Source organism: Moritella sp. (genome assembly GCF_013215705.1).
Lineage (GTDB): Bacteria > Pseudomonadota > Gammaproteobacteria > Enterobacterales > Moritellaceae > Moritella.
This window is the reverse complement of record NZ_JABSQR010000004.1, coordinates 254,438-274,719: the sequence shown is the minus strand read 5'-3', so window position 1 is coordinate 274,719 and position 20,282 is coordinate 254,438. Positions and strand designations below refer to the sequence as shown.

The window sequence follows — 20,282 nt, the reverse complement described above, 5'->3', positions numbered from 1 at the left end:
ATAAATGGACGTGCCATGTCAAATTTATATCCGTAGTATGAATGTGAGTCACATCGTTATTAACCACCAGAGAGATACACTATGCAGTTAGCGAAATCATTACAAGCCATTAAACCGTCTTACATAAGAGAAATTTTGAGTGTCGCTAACTCTGCAGATGTCATCTCATTAGCGGGGGGGTTACCTGATGGTGAGCATTTCCCATTAGCGCTAATGGAACAGAGCATTCAGCAATTGACTACGCGATCAGAACTGTTCCAATACGGTAGTACCGCAGGATATGGGCCTTTATTAGCTTATTTTCGTGAGTGTTACCAATTATCAGAGCAGCAAGATGCGCTGGTTTGTACTGGGTCGCAGCAAGGACTTGATTTGATTGCCCGTGCATTTTTAGACGCGGGTGACAAAGTGGTGATGGAAGCACCTAGCTACCTAGGCGCTTTACAGGTATTTGGATTAGCACAAGCTAGCATTGAAAGTATTCAGCAGCGCGAAGACGGCCCTGATTTACAAGAATTAGAGCAATGCTTTGCCAATAAGACAATAAAAATGTTTTATGCCGTACCTGATTTCCATAATCCAACCGGGGTATGTTGGTCGCTTGAAGTACGTAAAAAAGTCGCGCAATTGTGTCAGCAATATAACGTGGCACTGATTGAAGATGCCCCTTACCGTGAATTACGTTTTGCGGGTACTGAATTACCTTTGGTATCTAGCTTCTGCCCAGAACAGGCGATTGTACTGCGTTCATATTCTAAGATAGCTACGCCAGGGATCCGTTTAGGTTTAGTGAGCGGTCCTAAGAATTGGATCTCTGCACTCGAACGTGTAAAACAAGGTGCTGATTTACATTCAAGTCAACCAATGCAAGCTGTGTTGCTGGATCTATTACAACATGAAGACTTTCCAAAACATTTAGATGGACTTCGACAGTTATATCGTCAACGTTATCAATATTTAGCTGATTTATTAACCGAAAAATTACCAGATAATTGTCAGTTTGAACCAGTAGAAGGCGGTATGTTTATTTGGCTACGTCTGCCGGAATGTAATGTTGATAACCTTGCCAAAGCTATGCTCGATGTGGGTGTTGCTGTGGTCCCTAGCTCGGTATTCTATCAATCAGAAGTCGGGAAGGCTGCTGCATTTAGGTTGAATTTTACTAATGCCTGTCATGCCGATCTATTGTTGGCAGTTAATCGATTAGCACAAGTACTAAAAAGTATTAAAGGGTGATCCTAGTACTACAGTATTAATTATTTTATGATCTTTTCATCAGAATTTGAACTAAAGCATTAATGCTGGTGTCACCGCATTCATTATCAGACTACAATCGAGTTATTTAAAATTATAAGGACTACGGTTGATACTATGTCAAAAAATGGATTTTCACTTGGCCTCGCACTGGCATTCACCTCTTTAGCTTCAACAGCCGCAAGTTATGCGCCTGATGGTCGCTCAAATGCAATGGGTAATATCGGTGTTGCAACCGCAGATTATTTAGTCGCCCCTCTTTATAATCCTGCATTACTTGCCGTATTCCATAAGTCAGATGATATCGGTATTTTATTACCTGCTCTTGGGGTTAATGCCAAGGATGCGGATAGTTCCTTAGAAACGATCACTGATTTACAAGATGATGCAGAAAATTTGAATATGGGTTCATCACAATCTGACTTAAATAAAATGAATCAATACTTAGATGATCTTGAAGGTAACAAGCCAGTTAGTATAACTGCTGGTGTTGCTTTCGCTGTTGCAATTCCAAGTAATAATGTTTCAGTGAGTATATATGGGCGTGGTTATGTTGAGGCTATTGCTAATGTGGGTGTTGCCGAAAACACCGGTGACAACTACATTGATGTAGAAGCACGATATAGGAATACAAACGTTATAGTTACAGGTTTTGCTTATACTGAGTTTGGCGTTGCTTTAGCTAAGAAATATACAATATATGGTGAATCATTTTCATTTGGTGTAACACCTAAATATCAAATACTACAAACCTATTCAGATATATCTAATGTTGATGATTTTGATCTTGAATTAGAAAACGCTGATACTGAAGTGACTGCATTTAACGTCGATTTAGGTGCGGTATGGATTAAGAACAATTACCGCGTGGCATTAGCGGTAAAAGACGTATTAGCGCAAGAAATCAAGTCAACAACGCCTGGTCTTTACACTTATGAAATGAATCCACAAGCGACGTTAGGTCTCGCTTACGCGGAGGAATATTTCACTTTTGGTGTAGATGTTGATTTAACAGAACAAACTCGTTATGTGGAATTAGAAGATAATACCCAGTTTGTACGTGTTGGTGTTGAAGTGAACGCATGGCATTGGGCGCAATTACGTGCAGGCTTTGAGCATGATCTTCAAGATACTATGGAAGACTCGTTAACTGCCGGTATTGGTATTAGCCCATTTGGCACGTTAAACTTGGATGTTGCGGGTTCTTACGGTAGTGATAATCAAGTTGGCGCATCAGCGAGTTTAAGCTTCACTTTCTAAAACTCATTAATGTAGATACTTAAAAGGGCTGACTTATACAGCCCTTTTTGTTATCTATTATTTATCATTTCGAATTAACTTTCGTTAATAAACCGTCGTTAATAAACCGTCGTTAATTAAGTACCATTGATTAAGAAAAAAGCTTCTCTGCCCAGCGGGTTAAACCTTTAGTTACACTACCAAAGTGATCACCAATAATGATTTCACAGTGAGGATAGTGTTGTTGAATATATTGGAAGATGATTGGCGACTTCGCCGTCCCACCTGTCACAAAGATAACATCTGGTGTTGTTTGAGCTTGTGAGATCGTTTCATCCATTAATGCTTTGATTTTGGTTAACTGTGGCGCATTGGCTGCTTCTAGCGCTTGACGGGATAACGGCAAGGTTAAACCATTTTCGACAAAGCCTAAATCGGCGATTGTACTGGTATCTTGTGACAATTGCTTTTTCATCTGCTCAGCAAGGTTGACCACCTGATATGTTTGCTTTTGTTGCTGCACATTGAGTAAACGAGAAATTAACTGTTTTTGTTCCGCGTTTTTGTATAAATCTTTTAAACCAATACGACTGCGCTGGCTATAAAAATCAGTCTGACAGCCGATGTCATTAATCGCTACCGCATCCCAGAACGGTTTTACTGGCATCGGTAGGCCACTGGTTAAATGTGAACCTAGGCCGAAGAGCGGCATTAATGACTTTTGTGCAAAATGAATATCAAAATCATTACCACCAATACGTTCACCAGAGTAACCTAACACATGCTGAAAACGATCGCTAAGACCGTAATTGTCAGGTCCCATCTTGAGTAATGAACAATCCGTTGTACCACCACCAATATCGACCACAAGTACGGTTTTCTCTGTGGTGAGGCTTTGTTCATAATCAAAACCTGCCGCAAGTGGTTCATACAGAAATTCAATATCTTTAAAGCCAGCGCGTTGTGCCGCTGTGGTTAATAGTGATAACGCTTGTTGGTTACTTTCTTCGCCTTTCAGGCCTTGGAAGTTCACCGGTTTACCCATCACAACTTGGGTTATTTGTTTATCTAATTGTGCTTCTGCTTTATTTTTGATATTGCAGACCATCGCCGTCACTACATCTTCCATCAGAGCTAGTTGCATCGGACTTAAGCTGGTGGCCCCTAAGAATGATTTTGGTGACTTGATATAGTAACCGTCTTCGGGATCTTCTAGGTATGTATCAAGGGCTTCTTGGCCAAAGAAAAGTTGGTCTTCATAACCATCATTAATTAAGTTTCGGCCTGCTTGAATTGGACCTCGACGTAATTGCAGATAATTTGGTTTTGCTACTGAGTCAGGCAAGTGGCGCGCGACCCAGTTAGGGATCATATTACGGTGCGAAGCATATAATGTTGATGCTAGATAAGAACTGTTCTGGCCAAGAGACACAAGTTCCGGGTTAGCATTGTTAACATACCCAACGGCACAGTTAGAAGTACCGTAGTCAAAACCGACAAACATAATTTATTCCAATAAAATCACACAAGCCGCGCATTGTACACTGCCGAGATACGTGAAACCAGATTGAAATAGTAACTTATTTAATCGCGGACGTAATAGTCCGTTTGCATTAATCTAACGCAATGGTGGGTAACACGTGTTTGTCATTAGGGCGAATGTAAAGGATGAGAGGCTATGGTTAAATAACTGACTAGTTAATTTATTGATTTCATGGATTAAGAATATGATAAACACAATTGAAATTAGTACGCTTGATGGCTACCAGCTTGTCGCGAGTCAGTTCAAACCGGATAAGAGTAATGGCCGTGTTGTTATTATAAATGGGGCGACAGGGGTATTACGTAAGTATTATCAACCTTATGCTGAGTTTTTATGTGCCCAAGGCTTCACGATAATCACCTATGACTATCGTGGTATTGGCGATAGTAAACAAGCGAGTGTGAACGCGAAACCGGCCAGTATGATACATTGGGGGCAGCTTGATATGGACGCTGTATTAACTTGGACACAAAGCCATTATCCTGAAATGAAAATGTCAGGTGTTGGTCATTCTATCGGTGGCCAGTTACTTGGTATTACTCCAAATAATAATCGTTATGAATCGTTTCTAAATATTGCCGCACAGCAAATTCATTGGAAAAATTGGGCGCGTAAAGACCAGCCATTATCAGTGCTATTCTTTTATTGTGTTTTACCTTTGTTTTATAGTGTTAATAAAGGGTTACCAAAGTGGGTGTTGGGTGCAGAATACTTACCGAAGCAAGTAATCAGGGATTGGAGTCGTTTTGGGCGTAAACCCTTCTATACTGATGAGCAAGGCAACGAATTACACGATGGTTATCACCGATATACTGGTAATATGCGCTTTTATGCCATGGCGGATGACAGCCGATTTGCACCACCGAGTTGTGTCAAAGCACTGCAACAACATTTTAAAAATGCACCGTCAGATATGATTGTGGTTGATCCTAAGCAGGTCGGCATGCGATCGATTGATCATTTTGGCTTTTTCAAGCGGTCTATGTCTGAATCAGTATGGCAGGACACATCAAATTGGTTAGCTTCGTCGTCATAGCTGTAGGTTAAATTATTTTTTATCAAACAAAAATTAATTTTAACTAAAAAATATTTACACTTCTGAAGTACCGAGTGAAATTATGTTGTTTGCGTGCTAATCTTGCCGAAAAATACCATTAATACCCAAATAAGGCCTAGGCTTGGCACAATCTAATATCAAATTTCACCTTCTTGTGGTGCTTGCGACTACTTTAGTGGGAGGATCATTTTTAGCATCTGCAAACCTTGCCGGTCTAATAAACCCATTCTCTTTAACTTTGCTGCGTTTCGCTGGAGCGGTGAGTTTATTATTACCGTTTATTTTATTCACCAAAAAATGGCGTAATAAGGTGTTACGAACCTTACCGCGTTCGATGGTGATCAGCTTATTCTATTCAATGTTCTTTATTTTTCAGTTTGAAGCATTGAAAATAACCACAACATTAAATACTGGTACCTTGTATACCTTGGTGCCGTTTATAACCGCCATGTTATGCGTGTTGGTATTTAAAGATAAGATTAAAGCGAAGCAGCTAATGATCTATCTACTTGGTGCGCTGGGTACTTGCTGGGTTATTTTTGCAGGTGATTTGTCTCGACTAGTGGATTTTTCACTCAACAATGGCGACTTATTGTTTATCGCGGGTTGCGTCTCTATGTGTTGCTATTCCATTTCGATGAAGCGTTTATACCGTGGTGATGAACTGATTGTCATGGTATTTAGTACCTTACTCGGTGGCTGTATTTGGATGGGGCTGGCACTTTGGTTATCAGGATTACCGCTAGAGTGGCATCTTATCCAAGGTGAATCGGTATTGTACATGGCCTATTTAGTGATTGGTGCAACACTAATGACGGTGTATTTGTATCAGAAAACCACTGTTGCGTTAGGACCTACACGGGTGATGGCATATATTTATATGAATCCTGCTGTCGTTGCCTTGTTATCACTGCTGGTGAACGGGCAAAGTATTAATATGCAAGTGATCCCAGGCATTTTATTGTCAGCCTCCGCAACCTTTTTATTACAACGACAAGCGAACGTAAACAAAACCTAGATTGTGCATTCAAGTATTTAGCGTTACAACAGAGTCATGATTTAAACTCGTTGCTAACGCTAAATACAAAAGGTGCTGTATGTTTAACACCCGCAGAAAATCAAAAAATCTAGAAATAAAACGCTCTCACTCCGATCGTGCCAATGATATCCGTGGTGTTAATCAGCTTGCGGTAGATGCAGTGACTGGTTTAACCGATATTGTTGAAGCACTGCATTATACCATTTTGAGTTTAGGCCTTAATGATAAAGACAAACCGACAACAACACGTGGTGTGACTGGCTTTGTATACCGTAATATTCGCAATGTTACCGCATTCGTTGGTGATAAAATTGATCTTTCTTTATCTCAATTTGGCTCGGCATTTGGCCAGCATGAATCATCTCTTCAACGTGAAGTCGCCATTTCGATGCTTAATGGTGTATTAGGTGACTATTTACTGGAACGTGAAAACCCACTTGCTGTGATCATGCAATTACGCCGGGACGGTAAAGCTTTATCTGATGTCGCATTACGTAAGTTGATCGAAACATCTGATGGCAAGATATTGTTAATGGTGCACGGGTTATGTATGAATGATTTGCAGTGGCAAGTTGACGAACATGATCACGGTATAGAATTAGCACGTGATCTTGGTTATGAACCGATTTACTTGCACTATAATACCGGTCGACATATTTCAGAAAATGGCCGTGATTTAGCCGCACTATTACAGTATTTAGTGACGATATCACCGCAACCTTTGTCATTGTCTATTCTGGCTCACAGTATGGGGGGGCTCGTCTCTCGTAGTGCGTTTCATTATGGTAAAGAGGCGCAGCATACTTGGTTAGAACAAGTAAATAAGATGGTATTTTTAGGCACACCGCATCATGGCTCGGCACTTGAAAAAGGTGGTAACCTGATTGATGTCTTACTTGGTTCCAATCCATATAGTTTACCTTTTGCTAAGTTAGGGCAAATTCGTAGCGCAGGTATTACTGACTTACGTTATGGTTCGATTATCGATGAAGACTGGCAGGGTAAAGATCGTTTTAGTTATGCAGTGGACGATCGTGGATCATTAGCATTACCTAATGGTGTGCATTGTTATACGGTTGCGGCAGTTAAAGCTAAGCAATCAACAGCAGTCGGCGATGGTTTAATTGGTGATGGTTTAGTAAATGTAGATAGTGCCCTAGGTCGTCATCATGATGATTTACTGCACCTTACCTTTCCTGAACAACATCAGTGGATTGGTCGTGATATGAATCATATGGACTTACTCTATCATCCTGATGTATATAATAAAATAAGGCACTGGTTGCTGGATGGTTAACGCCTAGATCACGAATTAATTTTTCTAAATGCAGAGACTTTAGTTTAGGGGGGGGATCTTGCTTGCTTAGGGTGTTGAGATTGTACGTATTGCCTGTTATCAATTCTAGGTTATCTGCTATACTGTGCGCCATAACTTAAATTGTGAGTCATAACGACATCACGCTAGCCTTATTAGGACTAATTAATGACCAATAATGATATTTTACGCCGTATTCGCTACACTTTTAATTTCAGTGACGACCAAATGATAGCCTTGTTTAAACAAGCTGACGCTGATGTTACACGTGGCGAAATAAGCGATTGGTTAAAAAAAGATGATGATCCAGCATATGTGAGTTGTAAAGATACGCAGATGGCCACTTTTTTGAATGGTCTAATTAATGCAAAACGCGGTAAAAAAGACGGTCCACAACCTGAGCCTGAACACGCGATCAATAACAACATTATTTTACGTAAGTTAAAAATTGCTTTAGATCTTAAGAATGAAGACGTTCTTGAATTATTAGAACTTGCTGAATTCCGTTTAGGTAAACACGAACTAAGTGCATTTTTCCGTAAACCTGATCACAAACATTACCGTGAATGTAAAGATCAAATATTACGTAACTTCCTTGCAGGCATGCAAGTAAAATACCGACCTGAAGACAAGTAGTAAGATTAAATAATGAATAGAAAGAAAAAAGTTGTTTCGACATTAAAGAAAAAAGCTAAAAAAGCCAATGCTAAATTAGCCCCTCATTCTAATAAGCCACGTTACATTTCCAAAGCGGAACGTGAAAAAATGGCGTTAGAAACTGAAGCTCCTCAGCAAGAAGAGACTATTCAGCAGGCAGAAAGTGTTCAGGAAGAACCAACTGCTGAAAATAGTTAACTTAAATGAAAAAGTGATAAATATAAAAAAGGTATAGCATCTTCGCTATACCTTTTTCGTTTATATCGATTATCTTAAACTGTGCTTAACGACGCGGCTTAAATATCGAGTATTGGTTACGGCCATTTTCTTTACTCTTATATAATGCACAATCGGCATTCTTAGTCCAAGTATCGACGGTATCGGTATTCACTGTGATTTCAGCCATGCCAATCGATATTGTTACTTTTATGGTGTTATCATCATCTGTGATTACAGTATTCTCAATGGCTTGACGAAGACGGTCTGCTAAGATAATCGCGCTATCTGCGGTTGTATTAGTTAAACAAATGGCAAACTCTTCACCACCGTATCGTGCCGAAAAATCAGTTTCACGCACATTTTCACGGATCACTCTTGATACTTCAGCTATTACCTTGTCGCCCGCGACGTGGCCATACGTATCATTCACATTTTTGAAGTTGTCGATATCTAGCATCATGAATGTCGATATCTGCTCATAACGTTTAACTCGTTTAAATTCACTATCAATGAGGTCATTCCAGCGATGGCGATTATTTAGCTGTGTAAGCGCATCTGTTTGACTTAAACGAGCTAATTCGGCATTGGCTTTATCAAGTTGCAAACGGTTAATCGCAATATCGGTTACATCATAAATAATCAAACTAACGTGCGTTACTTCGCCTGTGAGCGAGGCTAACGGTATGATCGTCATATTCTGATACATAAATTCAGAAATGCCGGTGACAGGGCGGTAGTTATTAAAACGGAAAATATACGGACGTTGTTCCCAACTGGTAAAGGCGTTATTTTTTAGTAAAAACACCGATTCTATTTTACTGCGCAGCCATGTTTCTGGCAACTCTGGAAAGTGTGAAAACAGTTGTGAATCTTGTACCACCCTTGGACTCAATCCACTGTGGTTGCTCATAAAGCCATTCCAAAGTTGGACATTGAAATTTTTATCTAAAACCACAAGACCAGCATCAATGGTTTGTACCATATCCATGATCCAATGAAGCTCATCCATTGAATGTTGATTATCCATGTGAACAATTCCTTGTAACTGTATTGTTATTTGATCAGTTTGACGTTAAGTATATTATCAAAAGATAACCAGTTAATCGATGAGGTAAGAAAGACTATTAAGTAAACTTGGTAGCGATTTTTCAGTAAAGAGTAATAACAGATCGCATTGCACATCATGGTGTTCAATTTGATAGTTAATTTCAATCGCGATGGTTTTTTGTTTACGAAAGTTATTCGCGTTAATCATTTCTTGCACGGTACTATGTTGGCCGAGAACAGAAGGGTGGCCTTGACTAAAACTCACATTCAGTTGTTGGCTAAAGCCTTGTAGAAATGCACCAATGAGGATATTGGCTGTATCCATGAGAATTTCTTTCTCTTGGAAGTTAGAGTCTCGTTCTGAAATTCCCATTAGCTTTGCCATATCATCAAAACTTGAATCATGGAATAACAACAGGGCTTCACCAGCAATACCGGAGCAAATAAAGCCTTGGCATACGGTTGAAATCGTTGCTTGTTCTGATGCTGCGGACAATGCCATTGTTAATTCACTGGCTTCAAAGACATTTACATTTGGTACGGGTAACAGTACAAACACGTCTAACAGGCGGGCTAATAAATCGGCGGCTTGACCCATAGCGACATTGGCAACTTCTTGCAATGCATCACGAAATTCAGGCGATAATTCAAGTTCGTTACCTAACGTAGGTAATGTTTCTGGAATAGATTGAATTAAATCTGTCTTTCTTTTTTCTGCAGCTTGTTGGGACATTAATCGCGTTTCTGCTTGCGCTAATTCGTCTTTTTCGATAATACCGTAATTAATTAAGATGGTTTCGATTTGCTGACTTGTAACCGGTTTTTTGATAAATGCAAGTGCGCCTAATGCGGTCACTCGTTGGAGTGCTTCTGCTTGGATATCACCAGAAACCACAATCACAAGTGCATTCAATTGCTCTTTTTGAATTGTTTCTAAAACTTGATAACCATCCATCACTGGCATATTTAGATCGAGAAATACGATGCTACCTTTACCTGCTCTGATAACATCAATACCTTCAACGCCGTTTGCTGCAAAACTAACATCCACATCCCAGTAAGGGGGAAGTGTTTTAGCCATTTGTTTACGAGCTAGGTTTGAATCATCACAGATTAATACAGAAACTGACATGAATATCCTTTTTCATTTTCAGTGAAATAGCAAAGAATTATTGGGCAATAGTAACTAAAAAAGGCAGGAAGTAAAAGGAATAGAATGAATTAAATGAAATTAATGACAGCCTAATATAGTGCGTTAAAATAATGAGCAGTTTATAACACTGCCCATTAGCATGTTTATTGTGGTTTGACAACCATTACACTAATCGATGCTGAACTAACAACTCTTGCTGCTACTGAGCCAATAAATGCAAGTTCCAACTTAGCGCGTTTATGACTCGGCATTACAATTAAATCCGCCTTGTATTTATCTGCAGCTTTGATAATTTCTTTTGACGGCTTGCCTTCCATTAGATGTAATTGTACGGGAATGTCATCTGTAATGTGTTTTTTGGCAAATTGTTGTAGGGCTGTTTGAGTTGAAGTTCGAATTTCTTGTAAGACCGACGTTGGGAAGTGTGCTGATACCATTGGCATTTGCGTGGTCGGCAGCACATTAAGTAAATGAATTGTTGCGCCAGACATTTTTGCGAGTGCGCAAGCATGTTCGGCAGCCACGTGGCTAAAGCCTTCTTCGTTAAGGTCGACGGGTAGTAAGATGGTTTTATACATAATGAGTTACTTATTTAAAGTGGTTTGGGTATATGCAGGTGGATAAGCACACTGCATATACGATTGTTACCGAGGATGATTACTTATTACGAGCAATACGACGGCGTTGACCAGCAGCGATACCAGCAAGTAACAGTAACGCGGGAATAAACAGGAACTCTTTAGCTGGACGGTCTAATGGACGTTCTACCATTAGGATATTCCAGTCAAAATCAATGCCTGATTTTTCGGCTGGAGAACCAAAACCAATCATATCAACGATAGTTTTGTCATCCTCAAAGCGTAATTCTAAACCAGTACTCAATAATCGTTCTGCACCTGTGATCGCATCGTCAGCAAAAGGTAGTTGTACAATCTTGGTTTGGAATGCACCGTCTAACGTTTCACCTTCAACACGTAAACGCACTTGACTACCGTTTGGTAAGTCAGCAAGTACTTGCTCGATATGTTGTGGACTTACCTCTTCAATTGGCGGATAAACCATATCCCACCAGAAACCGGGACGGAACAATGTGAACGTGATTAATAATAATCCGATCGTTTCATACCATTTTGATTTCGTGAACCAGTATCCCTGCGTTGCCGCTGAGAAGACTAACATCGCAGTGGTAGCAGAGAAAATAGTGAGTAATAAATGCCACCAAGAATCAACACCAATTAATAATAGCTGCGTATTAAAGATAAACATGAACGGTAAGATAGCCGTACGAATATCGTAAGTAAAACCTTGGATACCCGTTTTAATTGGATCGGCTTTAGCAATGGCCGCCGCTGCAAATGCGGCGAGACCTACGGGGGGGGTATCATCGGCGAGAATACCAAAATAGAATACAAACAGATGCACTGCAATTAACGGTACGATCAAGCCATTTTGAGCACCGATCTCAACAATAACAGGCGCCATTAAGGTTGATACCACGATGTAGTTAGCCGTTGTCGGTAATCCCATGCCCAAGATCAAACTGATCAACGCAGTGAATACTAACATTAGCATGATGTTACCGCCGGAGATAAACTCAACAAACTCGGTCATCACTAAACCGATACCCGTTAAGGTTACAGTACCTACAACAATACCTGCAGCAGCTGTCGCCACGCCGATACCGATCATATTGCGTGAACCCGTGATCATACCGTCAAACAGTTCGATAAAACCTGTTTTAACCGCGCCTGATACTGATTTATTTTGTTTGAAGTATGCTTGTAATGGACGTTGTGTTACCACAATGAAAATCATAAACATCGTTGCCCAAAACGCGGACAGACCAGGTGAGAAACGTTCAACGGTTAAGCACCATACGAGTACCACGATCGGTAAGAGGAAGTATAAACCTGCTTTCGCTGTTGGCCCCGGTTCCGGTAATACCAGCAATGGACTATCTGGATCATCAATGACCAGTTCAGGGAAATTAGTGGAGTATTTTACTAAGCCAATATAAATAGCAATGGTAATAATTCCAAGCACCCAAGTTGCATTATTGCCAAATACATCTTTCGTCCAGCCGATACCGTAGTAAACAGCAAGACTTAAGACGAGGATTATCATCGCAACAGTCATAAACGAGAATAAGCTTTCTGCCATCGTCGGCTTATGACGGCGCGGTAAACCTTCCATACCGGCTTTACATGCTTCTAAATGCACGATGTAGAGCAGGGCAATATAAGAAATAAGCGCAGGTAAAATAGCGGCTTTAATTACTTCGATGTATGGGATACCAACGTATTCAACCATCAAGAATGCAGCTGCACCCATAATTGGTGGTGTTAACTGACCATTTGTTGATGCTGCAACTTCTATTGCGCCCGCTTTCGTTGCGGAGAAGCCAACGCGTTTCATTAGTGGGATCGTGAATGTGCCTGTTGTCACCACGTTCGCAATGGATGAGCCAGACACTAAGCCACTTAAACCTGATGCAACCACCGCTGCTTTTGCAGGGCCGCCACGCATGTGACCAAGTAGCGAGAATGCAACTTTAATGAAGTAGTTACCAGCCCCTGCTTTATCTAATAGCGAACCGAATAGTACAAATAAGAATACAAATGATGTTGATACACCAACCGCAACACCGAATACACCTTCGGTTGTTAACCACTGGTGAGACATTGTTTTCGTTAAACTCGCCCCTTTGTGGGCAATAATGTCTGGCATGTGAGGACCAGCAAAGGTATAAGTCAAAAATACCAGTGCCACGATCATCAGCGGTGGACCTAATGAACGACGTGTTGCTTCAAGTAGCATCAACATACCCGTTACTGCAACCGCAGTATCAAAGGTAGTTGGTGCGCCTGAACGACCAGCCAATTCATTATAAAATAGGAATAGATAACCTGCACTGAATGCACCTGCGAATGCAAAAATCCAATCGGTCAACGGTACATGGTCACGCGGTGACGATTTCATTGCAGGGTAAGCAGTAAATGCTAAAAATATAGCAAATGCTAAATGAATAGAACGAGCTTCAGTATCGTTAATAATACCAAAATTTAAAACGAACGGCAGAGGAGAGGCATACCATAATTGAAATAGCGCCCAAATAAATGGCACAATTAACAATATTTTTTTAGCAATACCTTGGGGATCGCGCGCACCAGTATCTGATTGTGCAAGCATTTCCTGCAGTTCAGCATCCATGCTAGTGGTTTGATTTTCTGTTTTAGACATTTGTCCTCCATCATTCTGCGATATTTTTATCACAAGAAGTGGCTCGGTTATTCGTTAGTAGAGTAATTAATAATTACTGAACCCTTAATTTCAGAAAGAGTACTGCTTATTGCTTCACTAATCCGTAGTGTAAGAATAGTCAGTAACTTGAGTAAGAGTAGTAAAAATTAAATAATGATTTACATAGGCAATGTAATTTTATTGAAAAATTAAGGGGACAATGTCCCCTTAATTTTTTTAATGAAAAGTCAACTTATCTTAGGCCAACTTCTTTGTAGTATTTTAGTGCGCCAGGGTGAACTGGTGCACTAAGTGCTGCATTCGCCATATCTTCTTTTGTTAGCGATGCAAATGATGGATGTAGACGCTTAAATGTATTGAAGTTTTCGAATACAGCTTTCGTTACTTCATACACGATTTCATTAGATAATGATTTTGGTGTAACGATGGTTGCACGTGCACCAAATGTTACTGTGTCTTTTGGTGTACCAGTGTAAGTGCCACCAGGGATAACAACTTGGCTGTAGTAAGGGTTATCAGCAACGAGTTTTTGTACTGTTGCATCGTTAACCGTTACAAGTACTGCATCACACGTTGTTGTTGCTTCTTTGATCGAACCATTCGGGAAACCAGCAAAGAATACAAATGCGTCGATTTTGTTATCACAAAGTGCTTGAGATTGTTCGTTCGCTTTTAATTCTGATGTAAGTGAAAACGCGCTGTTATCCCAGTTGTAAGCTTTCATTACAACGTCCATTGTGCTGCGTTGACCTGAACCAGGGTTACCCACGTTTACACGCTTACCTTTAAGGTCTTTAAAGTCTTTAATGCCTGAATCTTTACGAGCAACAATTGTTAGTGCTTCAGCGTGTAGTGAGAATACTGCGCGTAGGTCTGTGTAAGCACCTTGATTTTTGTATTGGTTTAAACCGTTGTAAGCATAATACTGTTGATCAGATTGTGCTACACCGAAATCAAGTTCACCAGAACGCATAGTGTTGATGTTATAAGCTGAACCACCAGTACTTTCTACTGAACAACGAATGTTGTGCTCTTTACGGTTGCGGTTTACAAATTTACAAATTGCACCACCGGCAGGGTAGTAAACACCTGTAACACCACCAGTACCGATTGTAATAAAGTCACTTGTTTTCGCTGTTGCGATACTTGGCGCAGCAGCTGCTAGTGTTAAACTTGCTACAGCAAGTGATTTTGCAATTGTTTTTGTAATAGACATGTTGTGTTCCTTTTTATTAGTCATTAGTCGCTTGTTTACTTCAGGGCATTCTATGGCCATGAAATTGAATCCGTAAATTCAAGTGGGTGTATTTAATCAGCAAAAATAAATAATGCAATACTTATGATACAGCAAAATAACCCATCATTATCTGTTTAGACCATACTTTGTGACACCGGGTTAACAAAAAACAAACATCCACTTGTTTTGTGCTAATTTAAGCTAAATTCTAGTACACACTGGGCTCTAAGATGAATTTTTTTTTATAAACATACGCATTTGTAAATTCGAAGGGTGCGTTTTTTGACTGATATTAAATTTTGTTAAATCTTCATAACATAACGCAATTATTTATATTTAAAGTTAAATACGTGATCTACGTCACTGAATTGGTCGACTGTTTTGTGTTCGTTTTTCAGAATGTTAGAGTGATCAGATAGTAATTACTCTTGTTAAAAATTGAAAAAATGCTTAAAAGCATGCATTTTGTAATATGACATAAGCGGGTTATCGAGTCTGAACGTAATATTTGCACCTTGTTGGCGTTGTGATAATTTACCGCAATCTAACGCTGAAATAACCCCTGCTTTCGGATAGCCGCCGATGGTTTGCCGGTCTTGAAGTAAGATAATGGGCAGTCCATTTGCTGGTAACTGCACACTGCCTAATGCAATACCTTCTGAGGCAAGTTTTGTTGGTAAGTTGGTAATCACCTTACCTGTTAATTGATAGCCCATGCGGTCGGCTTGTGTACTAACTTGATATTTAGTCGTTAACAGTTGTTGCTGCTGCTGCAAGGTTAATTGTTGCCATTGGTAGCAAGGCAACAAGCCTAATATTAATGGTGTTGAATAATTTGGAATATAATGTCGGGGAACACGAGCACATGTGGGATATTCTGCTGTTAGCTGTTTTAAACTTTGGCGGATTATCGGTAATATTTGCCTCTTGTATAATGGTGACCTTGTTGATTCGCTGAGTTCATCACGTATTACGGTACTGCGGCTCTGGTAGATCTGTTCGGTCTGTAAACCACCTAAAACAGCGAGATATCCACATTTTCCTGTTTTAGCGCCGTGATACTGAATAACGTCACCCGCCCTAACGTTATGCGTTCGCCAATTAAAAGCGGGCTCACCATTAATTGTAACACTAAACTCAGCACCACAAATTGCAATTCTAGTCTCTGCTAAGACTTTCAAACTCATTAAGCCATAATGAATTTCAATACTTGCCATATTACTGCTATTGCTGAGTATTTTATTTGCCCAGAGATAGGCGTGAAGATCTGCTGGGCCTCCTGGTGTGATCCCTAAATGTTGATAGCCGAATCGGCCTAGGTCTTGAATTAAACTATGTATACCCGGTTTGATAACCTCAAATGCGGACGTCGTTGTCATTATGCGTCATCCTGTTGGTCGTAAGAATTAAATTCATCGAGTGAAATTGGGTAAAATGTAACTCGGCAGCCAACGGCAAAGCGAGCAAGTGAAGCTGGGCTTTGACCTATTATTTTCCAGCCCCCTGGACTCGCCTTAGGATAAATAGCCGTTTGGTTATCTGCAATGCCGACACTACCTGCAGCGACTTGGTTTTTTGGCTTGGCATGCCTTGGTATTTGTATCCGTTTATCAACATTACCTAAATAGGCAAAGTTAGGCATAAAGCCAATGGCATAACAGCTATATATAGTAGAAGAATGGATCTGGATGATGTCATTGATACTCAGTGCTGCATATCGTGATAAGGATTCAAGATCCGGCGCAAGACTTTCGTGGTAACAAACAGGAATAGTGATTAAATCAACGGAAGTAGGAGAAGCATGATTAGACTTTAGTGACGCTGTATTTAATAGTCGTCTAACGTAAGCGTGAATGTTATCTGCTAGCTGATACTGTTCCATCTTGAGTATATTAAAGCTAACAAGTAAGGTTTGATATGAGGGGATAATATCAATAATCACGGCGCTTAAATCTGGCGCGTTTTTGAGTTGTTGATTTAGGGTGTAGATCACCGGTAATAGCTGCGTATTATCTGCATTGGTAAAGCGAATTAGAATGGCATCATAACCGATCATCTCGAGCTGATATTGCATACCTCACTCCTTGTTTGCTGTCAGTGCTAACTTTATCCGTGCGATGGCTTCGATGGACTGAGCGTTATCACCATGGACACAAAGCGTATCAGCCTTTAACTTAATAATATTGCCGTTATTACTGGTCACACTTCCCTGTTGCGCGAGCTGTATTGCCTGGTTAATAATTTGGCTGTGTTCGGTAAATACCGCCCCTTGCCGATTTCTAGATTGTAATAATCCGTCATCGGTATAACAACGATCTGCAAATGCTTCGAATAGTAGTGGCACATTAAATTGTGCGGCAAGGGTTTCACTGCGTCTGTTGTCTACTTGTGCCATTAGCATGAGTGGTAAACCGGGACTAAACGCAGCCACGCCTTTTAAAATAGCAATTAGGATGGTTTCGTCTTGCATCATATCGTTATAAAGAGCCCCGTGAGGTTTGACATAACTTAAGGGGATATGTTGTTGCTTGCAGAATGCGGCGAGGGCGCCCACTTGATACAATATAAAGGCTTGGATTTCATCTGGTGTGCAGCTTATGTGGCGACGACCAAAGCCAACCAGATCGGGATAACCAGGGTGAGCACCGACGGCGACATTATACTGTTTAGCCAGTGCGACTGTTTGTTGCATGATCAGAGGATCTGATGCATGGAAGCCGCAAGCGATGTTCGCCATATCAACATGTGGCATGACCGCCTCATCCATACCAAGCTGCCAAAGGCCAAAACTTTCACCCATATCGCAATTCAATTTCACTGGTTAATATCCTTATTAACAAAGTCTTTCTATATATAGAGAAGTATAGGTATTAGTTATTGCAGTAATTATTTGCGATAGCAAGTTTTTTATAGGGAAGGACGTGAGTCAAAGTTATAAGCAAGGGTGTTGGCAGAGCCAAATAGAGCAGGAAAAGCAGGGCAGAATTAAAGATATAGAATTGAAGGCATAGGATAATCATCCCCAAATAATAAAGAACAGCATTATTGGGGGATTTATGTAACTAAGCGATTATCTATTAGGCTGAGCTTTAAATGTTTTTCCTGTTTCAGCAACGCTATCATTACCCATCAAATAAAGGTAAAGCGGCATAATATCTTCTGCTGTAACAAGGGTATTCGAGTTTTCACCAGGGAAGGCTTTTGCACGCATACCGGTACGCGTTGCACCCGGGTTAATGCAGTTCGCACGGATACTGGTATTTTCAAATTCGTCAGCAAGGGTTTGCATCATGCCTTCGGTCGCAAATTTTGAAATTGCATATTCAGCCCAGTAAGCACGACCTTTAACACCCACACTTGATGAGGTGAAAATGATAGATGCTTTGTCTGCTTTTTTCAGTACTGGTAATAACGCACTTGTCATGAATAATTGCGCTTTAACATTTACCTGCATGACTTCGTCATAGCTCTTTTCATCGATTTGATGGAATGGACCTAACACGCCTAATTGACCCGCATTGTTCAATAAACCGTCTAGTTTACCAAATTGCGTATCGATGGTGTCTGCCATGTCTTTATAGTTTTCAACCGTAGCACCTTTCATATCAAGCGGAATAATAGCAGGCGTTGGTGCGCCAAGTGCTTCAATTTCGTCATAAACAGCTTCAAGTTTAGCCACTGTTTTTCCGAGTAATATCACTGTCGCGCCATGTGCCGCATAGGTTAAAGCCGCTTGACGACCAATACCGTCACCAGCACCTGTTACTAAAATTGTTTTATTTTCTAATAAAGTTTTTTCTGCTTGATAATCCATTTTTAGGTTCCATATCGACATATCTCGCAATATTGTAACCTGCAAAGCTTGTAGATGCGATGTTGTAAATGATATAAAGAGCAAAATCGATATAACCGACCGAGGATTAGGATTTGGAATTTTTAAGTGAATACGGTATTTTTTTGGCAAAAACGATAACATTCGTTTTAGCATTATTATTTGTAGTGGTCAGTATTATCAATCTTACGTCTAAGCAAAAGAAGAGCAATGGACGTTTAGAGATCACCAATTTATCGGAGCAATTTAAAGACGTTGAAGATGAACTGCAGTTACATCTGGTGTCCGAAGATGAAGCTAAAGTATTAGAAAAAGAACAGCACAAAGCAGAAAAGAAAAAACACAAAGAAGAATTAAAAGCTTTTAAAAAGGCCCATAAAGACAAAGCCAATGATAACGATGCGGTTACAAAAGAAGACGTTGAACCACGTTTGTTTGTGATCGATTTTACCGCCGGTATTGATGCTAAAGAAGTGGCGTCACTGCGTGAAGAAATTACCGCTATTTTATTCGTTGCAACCGAGCATGATGAAGTACTGGTACGCCTAGAAAGTGGCGGTGGTGTGGTACATGGTTATGGACTTGCAAGCTCGCAGTTGGAACGGTTAAAACAAGCTAATATTAAGCTAACTATCGCGGTTGATAAAGTGGCGGCAAGTGGTGGTTATATGATGGCATGTATTGCCGATCATATTATTGCGGCACCATTTGCTATCGTTGGTTCTATTGGTGTTGTTGCGCAAATTCCTAACTTTAATCGACTGCTGAAAAAGAACAGCATCGATGTCGAACAACTGACCGCTGGTGAGTTCAAACGTACATTAACGATGTTTGGTGAAAATGACGACGCTGGACGTGCGAAGTTCCAACAAGAACTTGAAGAAACGCACGTGTTATTTAAAGACTTTGTGAGTACTCACAGACCTGATATGGATATCGAAAAAATCGCCACTGGTGAGCACTGGTTTGGTACACATGCACACGAACGTGGGTTAGTAGATACCTTACAAACCAGTGATGATTACTTATTAAAAGCGAATAAATTGAAAACAATTTACATCGTTAAATATGTGGTACGTAAAAAATTGGCTGAAAAATTAGCCCAGGCGGCGTCGATGGCTATTTCGATAAGCCTAAATAAGTTTCTACAACAGTCTAAGTACCCACATTTATAGAATTGTAGGTTCATAACTGTAAAGTATGCATTGAAACATAAACTACATATTTTAAGTGTATGTAGTTTATTGGTTTGATTTTTATATTTTTGGTGGGTTATTACTTCATGTAATTATTGCTATGCTTATGTAATATTTTTGTATGAAATGTAGCCATAAGAAAATAATTAAAAAATTATTGACTACTATAAGTATATTCAATGTATATATATAAATAGAGTACAAATATAAGATGATGCTTTTTGACTATCGCT

18 protein-coding genes are annotated in these 20,282 nt (G+C 40.0%); 8 read left to right on the top strand and 10 right to left on the bottom strand.

The genetic code is table 11. The annotated features are described in order from the left end of the window. Window positions 1–81 precede the first annotated feature (81 nt). Window positions 82–1,236: a PLP-dependent aminotransferase family protein gene (locus tag HRT96_RS01615; protein WP_293151270.1), complete on the top strand. Its 1,155-nt coding sequence runs from the start codon at window positions 82–84 to the stop codon at window positions 1,234–1,236. A 135-nt stretch (window positions 1,237–1,371) separates the two neighbouring features. Further along, window positions 1,372–2,514 (top strand): conjugal transfer protein TraF, encoded by a 1,143-nt coding sequence (traF, locus tag HRT96_RS01610; RefSeq protein ID WP_293151267.1) that lies wholly within the window; start codon window positions 1,372–1,374, stop codon window positions 2,512–2,514. Between the two features lie 130 nt (window positions 2,515–2,644). Here traF and yegD read toward each other — a convergent pair whose 3' ends face one another. Then, window positions 2,645–3,997, bottom strand: a complete 1,353-nt coding sequence (gene yegD, locus HRT96_RS01605; RefSeq protein WP_293151264.1) for a molecular chaperone — start codon at window positions 3,995–3,997, stop codon at window positions 2,645–2,647. 223 nt (window positions 3,998–4,220) lie between these two features. Here yegD and HRT96_RS01600 point away from each other — a divergent pair, with 223 nt between their 5' ends. From HRT96_RS01600 to HRT96_RS01580, 5 genes are all read left to right on the top strand, one after another. Next, entirely contained in the window at window positions 4,221–5,072 is an 852-nt protein-coding gene (locus tag HRT96_RS01600) for an alpha/beta fold hydrolase (RefSeq protein WP_293151261.1), read from the top strand. A gap of 142 nt (window positions 5,073–5,214) precedes the next feature. Then, the gene (locus HRT96_RS01595; RefSeq protein WP_293151258.1) at window positions 5,215–6,111 is read left to right on the top strand and encodes a DMT family transporter; all 897 of its coding nucleotides are present in this window, start codon (window positions 5,215–5,217) and stop codon (window positions 6,109–6,111) included. Between the two features lie 79 nt (window positions 6,112–6,190). Continuing rightward, window positions 6,191–7,429, top strand: a complete 1,239-nt coding sequence (locus HRT96_RS01590) for a hypothetical protein (RefSeq protein WP_293151255.1) — start codon at window positions 6,191–6,193, stop codon at window positions 7,427–7,429. A gap of 186 nt (window positions 7,430–7,615) precedes the next feature. Further along, on the top strand, window positions 7,616–8,083 hold the full coding sequence (locus HRT96_RS01585; RefSeq protein ID WP_293151252.1) for a DUF1456 family protein: 468 nt from the start codon (window positions 7,616–7,618) through the stop codon (window positions 8,081–8,083). Between the two features lie 12 nt (window positions 8,084–8,095). After that, the gene (locus HRT96_RS01580) at window positions 8,096–8,302 is read left to right on the top strand and encodes a DUF2986 domain-containing protein (protein WP_006032273.1); all 207 of its coding nucleotides are present in this window, start codon (window positions 8,096–8,098) and stop codon (window positions 8,300–8,302) included. 85 nt (window positions 8,303–8,387) lie between these two features. On the opposite strand, the gene HRT96_RS01575 is transcribed toward HRT96_RS01580, so the two are convergent. From HRT96_RS01575 to HRT96_RS01535, 9 genes are all read right to left on the bottom strand, one after another. Beyond that, window positions 8,388–9,350, bottom strand: coding sequence for a GGDEF domain-containing protein (locus HRT96_RS01575; RefSeq protein ID WP_293151244.1), 963 nt, complete (start codon window positions 9,348–9,350; stop codon window positions 8,388–8,390). A 72-nt stretch (window positions 9,351–9,422) separates the two neighbouring features. Beyond that, on the bottom strand, window positions 9,423–10,502 hold the full coding sequence (locus tag HRT96_RS01570) for a response regulator (protein WP_293151241.1): 1,080 nt from the start codon (window positions 10,500–10,502) through the stop codon (window positions 9,423–9,425). 164 nt (window positions 10,503–10,666) lie between these two features. After that, complete coding sequence (locus tag HRT96_RS01565; RefSeq protein WP_112714149.1) at window positions 10,667–11,101, bottom strand: universal stress protein; 435 nt, start codon at window positions 11,099–11,101, stop codon at window positions 10,667–10,669. Between the two features lie 79 nt (window positions 11,102–11,180). After that, window positions 11,181–13,763: a TRAP transporter permease gene (locus HRT96_RS01560; protein WP_293151235.1), complete on the bottom strand. Its 2,583-nt coding sequence runs from the start codon at window positions 13,761–13,763 to the stop codon at window positions 11,181–11,183. 253 nt (window positions 13,764–14,016) lie between these two features. Next, window positions 14,017–15,000 carry a TAXI family TRAP transporter solute-binding subunit gene (locus tag HRT96_RS01555; RefSeq protein ID WP_293151232.1) on the bottom strand — a complete coding sequence of 328 codons (984 nt, stop codon included), beginning with the start codon at window positions 14,998–15,000 and terminating at the stop codon, window positions 14,017–14,019. 452 nt (window positions 15,001–15,452) lie between these two features. Beyond that, the gene (locus tag HRT96_RS01550; protein ID WP_293151229.1) at window positions 15,453–16,400 is read right to left on the bottom strand and encodes a regulator of kinase autophosphorylation inhibitor; all 948 of its coding nucleotides are present in this window, start codon (window positions 16,398–16,400) and stop codon (window positions 15,453–15,455) included. Beyond that, a complete protein-coding gene (locus HRT96_RS01545) occupies window positions 16,400–17,095 on the bottom strand; it encodes an allophanate hydrolase subunit 1 (protein ID WP_293151226.1) in 696 nt (231 codons plus the stop codon). The genes HRT96_RS01550 and HRT96_RS01545 overlap by 1 nt, the downstream gene beginning before the upstream one ends. Before the next feature lie 3 nt (window positions 17,096–17,098). Further along, the gene (locus tag HRT96_RS01540) at window positions 17,099–17,839 is read right to left on the bottom strand and encodes a 5-oxoprolinase subunit PxpA (RefSeq protein ID WP_293151223.1); all 741 of its coding nucleotides are present in this window, start codon (window positions 17,837–17,839) and stop codon (window positions 17,099–17,101) included. 252 nt (window positions 17,840–18,091) lie between these two features. Then, entirely contained in the window at window positions 18,092–18,835 is a 744-nt protein-coding gene (locus tag HRT96_RS01535) for a YciK family oxidoreductase (protein ID WP_293151219.1), read from the bottom strand. A gap of 113 nt (window positions 18,836–18,948) precedes the next feature. Between HRT96_RS01535 and sohB the strand changes: the two genes are divergently transcribed. Continuing rightward, the gene (gene sohB, locus HRT96_RS01530; protein ID WP_293151216.1) at window positions 18,949–20,028 is read left to right on the top strand and encodes a protease SohB; all 1,080 of its coding nucleotides are present in this window, start codon (window positions 18,949–18,951) and stop codon (window positions 20,026–20,028) included. Window positions 20,029–20,282 lie beyond the last annotated feature (254 nt).

What these genes read in the sequence shown, in the direction of transcription:
- HRT96_RS01570 (WP_293151241.1), bottom strand. Translation starts at nt 10,502, where the DNA reads ATGTCAGTTTCTGTATTAATCTGTGATGATTCAAACCTAGCTCGTAAA.
- HRT96_RS01590 (WP_293151255.1), top strand. Translation starts at nt 6,191, where the DNA reads ATGTTTAACACCCGCAGAAAATCAAAAAATCTAGAAATAAAACGCTCT.
- HRT96_RS01615 (WP_293151270.1), top strand. Translation starts at nt 82, where the DNA reads ATGCAGTTAGCGAAATCATTACAAGCCATTAAACCGTCTTACATAAGA.
- HRT96_RS01560 (WP_293151235.1), bottom strand. Translation starts at nt 13,763, where the DNA reads ATGTCTAAAACAGAAAATCAAACCACTAGCATGGATGCTGAACTGCAG.
- HRT96_RS01600 (WP_293151261.1), top strand. Translation starts at nt 4,221, where the DNA reads ATGATAAACACAATTGAAATTAGTACGCTTGATGGCTACCAGCTTGTC.
- HRT96_RS01545 (WP_293151226.1), bottom strand. Translation starts at nt 17,095, where the DNA reads ATGCAATATCAGCTCGAGATGATCGGTTATGATGCCATTCTAATTCGC.
- HRT96_RS01565 (WP_112714149.1), bottom strand. Translation starts at nt 11,101, where the DNA reads ATGTATAAAACCATCTTACTACCCGTCGACCTTAACGAAGAAGGCTTT.
- yegD (WP_293151264.1), bottom strand. Translation starts at nt 3,997, where the DNA reads ATGTTTGTCGGTTTTGACTACGGTACTTCTAACTGTGCCGTTGGGTAT.
- traF (WP_293151267.1), top strand. Translation starts at nt 1,372, where the DNA reads ATGTCAAAAAATGGATTTTCACTTGGCCTCGCACTGGCATTCACCTCT.
- HRT96_RS01585 (WP_293151252.1), top strand. Translation starts at nt 7,616, where the DNA reads ATGACCAATAATGATATTTTACGCCGTATTCGCTACACTTTTAATTTC.
- HRT96_RS01580 (WP_006032273.1), top strand. Translation starts at nt 8,096, where the DNA reads ATGAATAGAAAGAAAAAAGTTGTTTCGACATTAAAGAAAAAAGCTAAA.
- HRT96_RS01555 (WP_293151232.1), bottom strand. Translation starts at nt 15,000, where the DNA reads ATGTCTATTACAAAAACAATTGCAAAATCACTTGCTGTAGCAAGTTTA.
- HRT96_RS01575 (WP_293151244.1), bottom strand. Translation starts at nt 9,350, where the DNA reads ATGGATAATCAACATTCAATGGATGAGCTTCATTGGATCATGGATATG.
- HRT96_RS01550 (WP_293151229.1), bottom strand. Translation starts at nt 16,400, where the DNA reads ATGACAACGACGTCCGCATTTGAGGTTATCAAACCGGGTATACATAGT.
- HRT96_RS01535 (WP_293151219.1), bottom strand. Translation starts at nt 18,835, where the DNA reads ATGGATTATCAAGCAGAAAAAACTTTATTAGAAAATAAAACAATTTTA.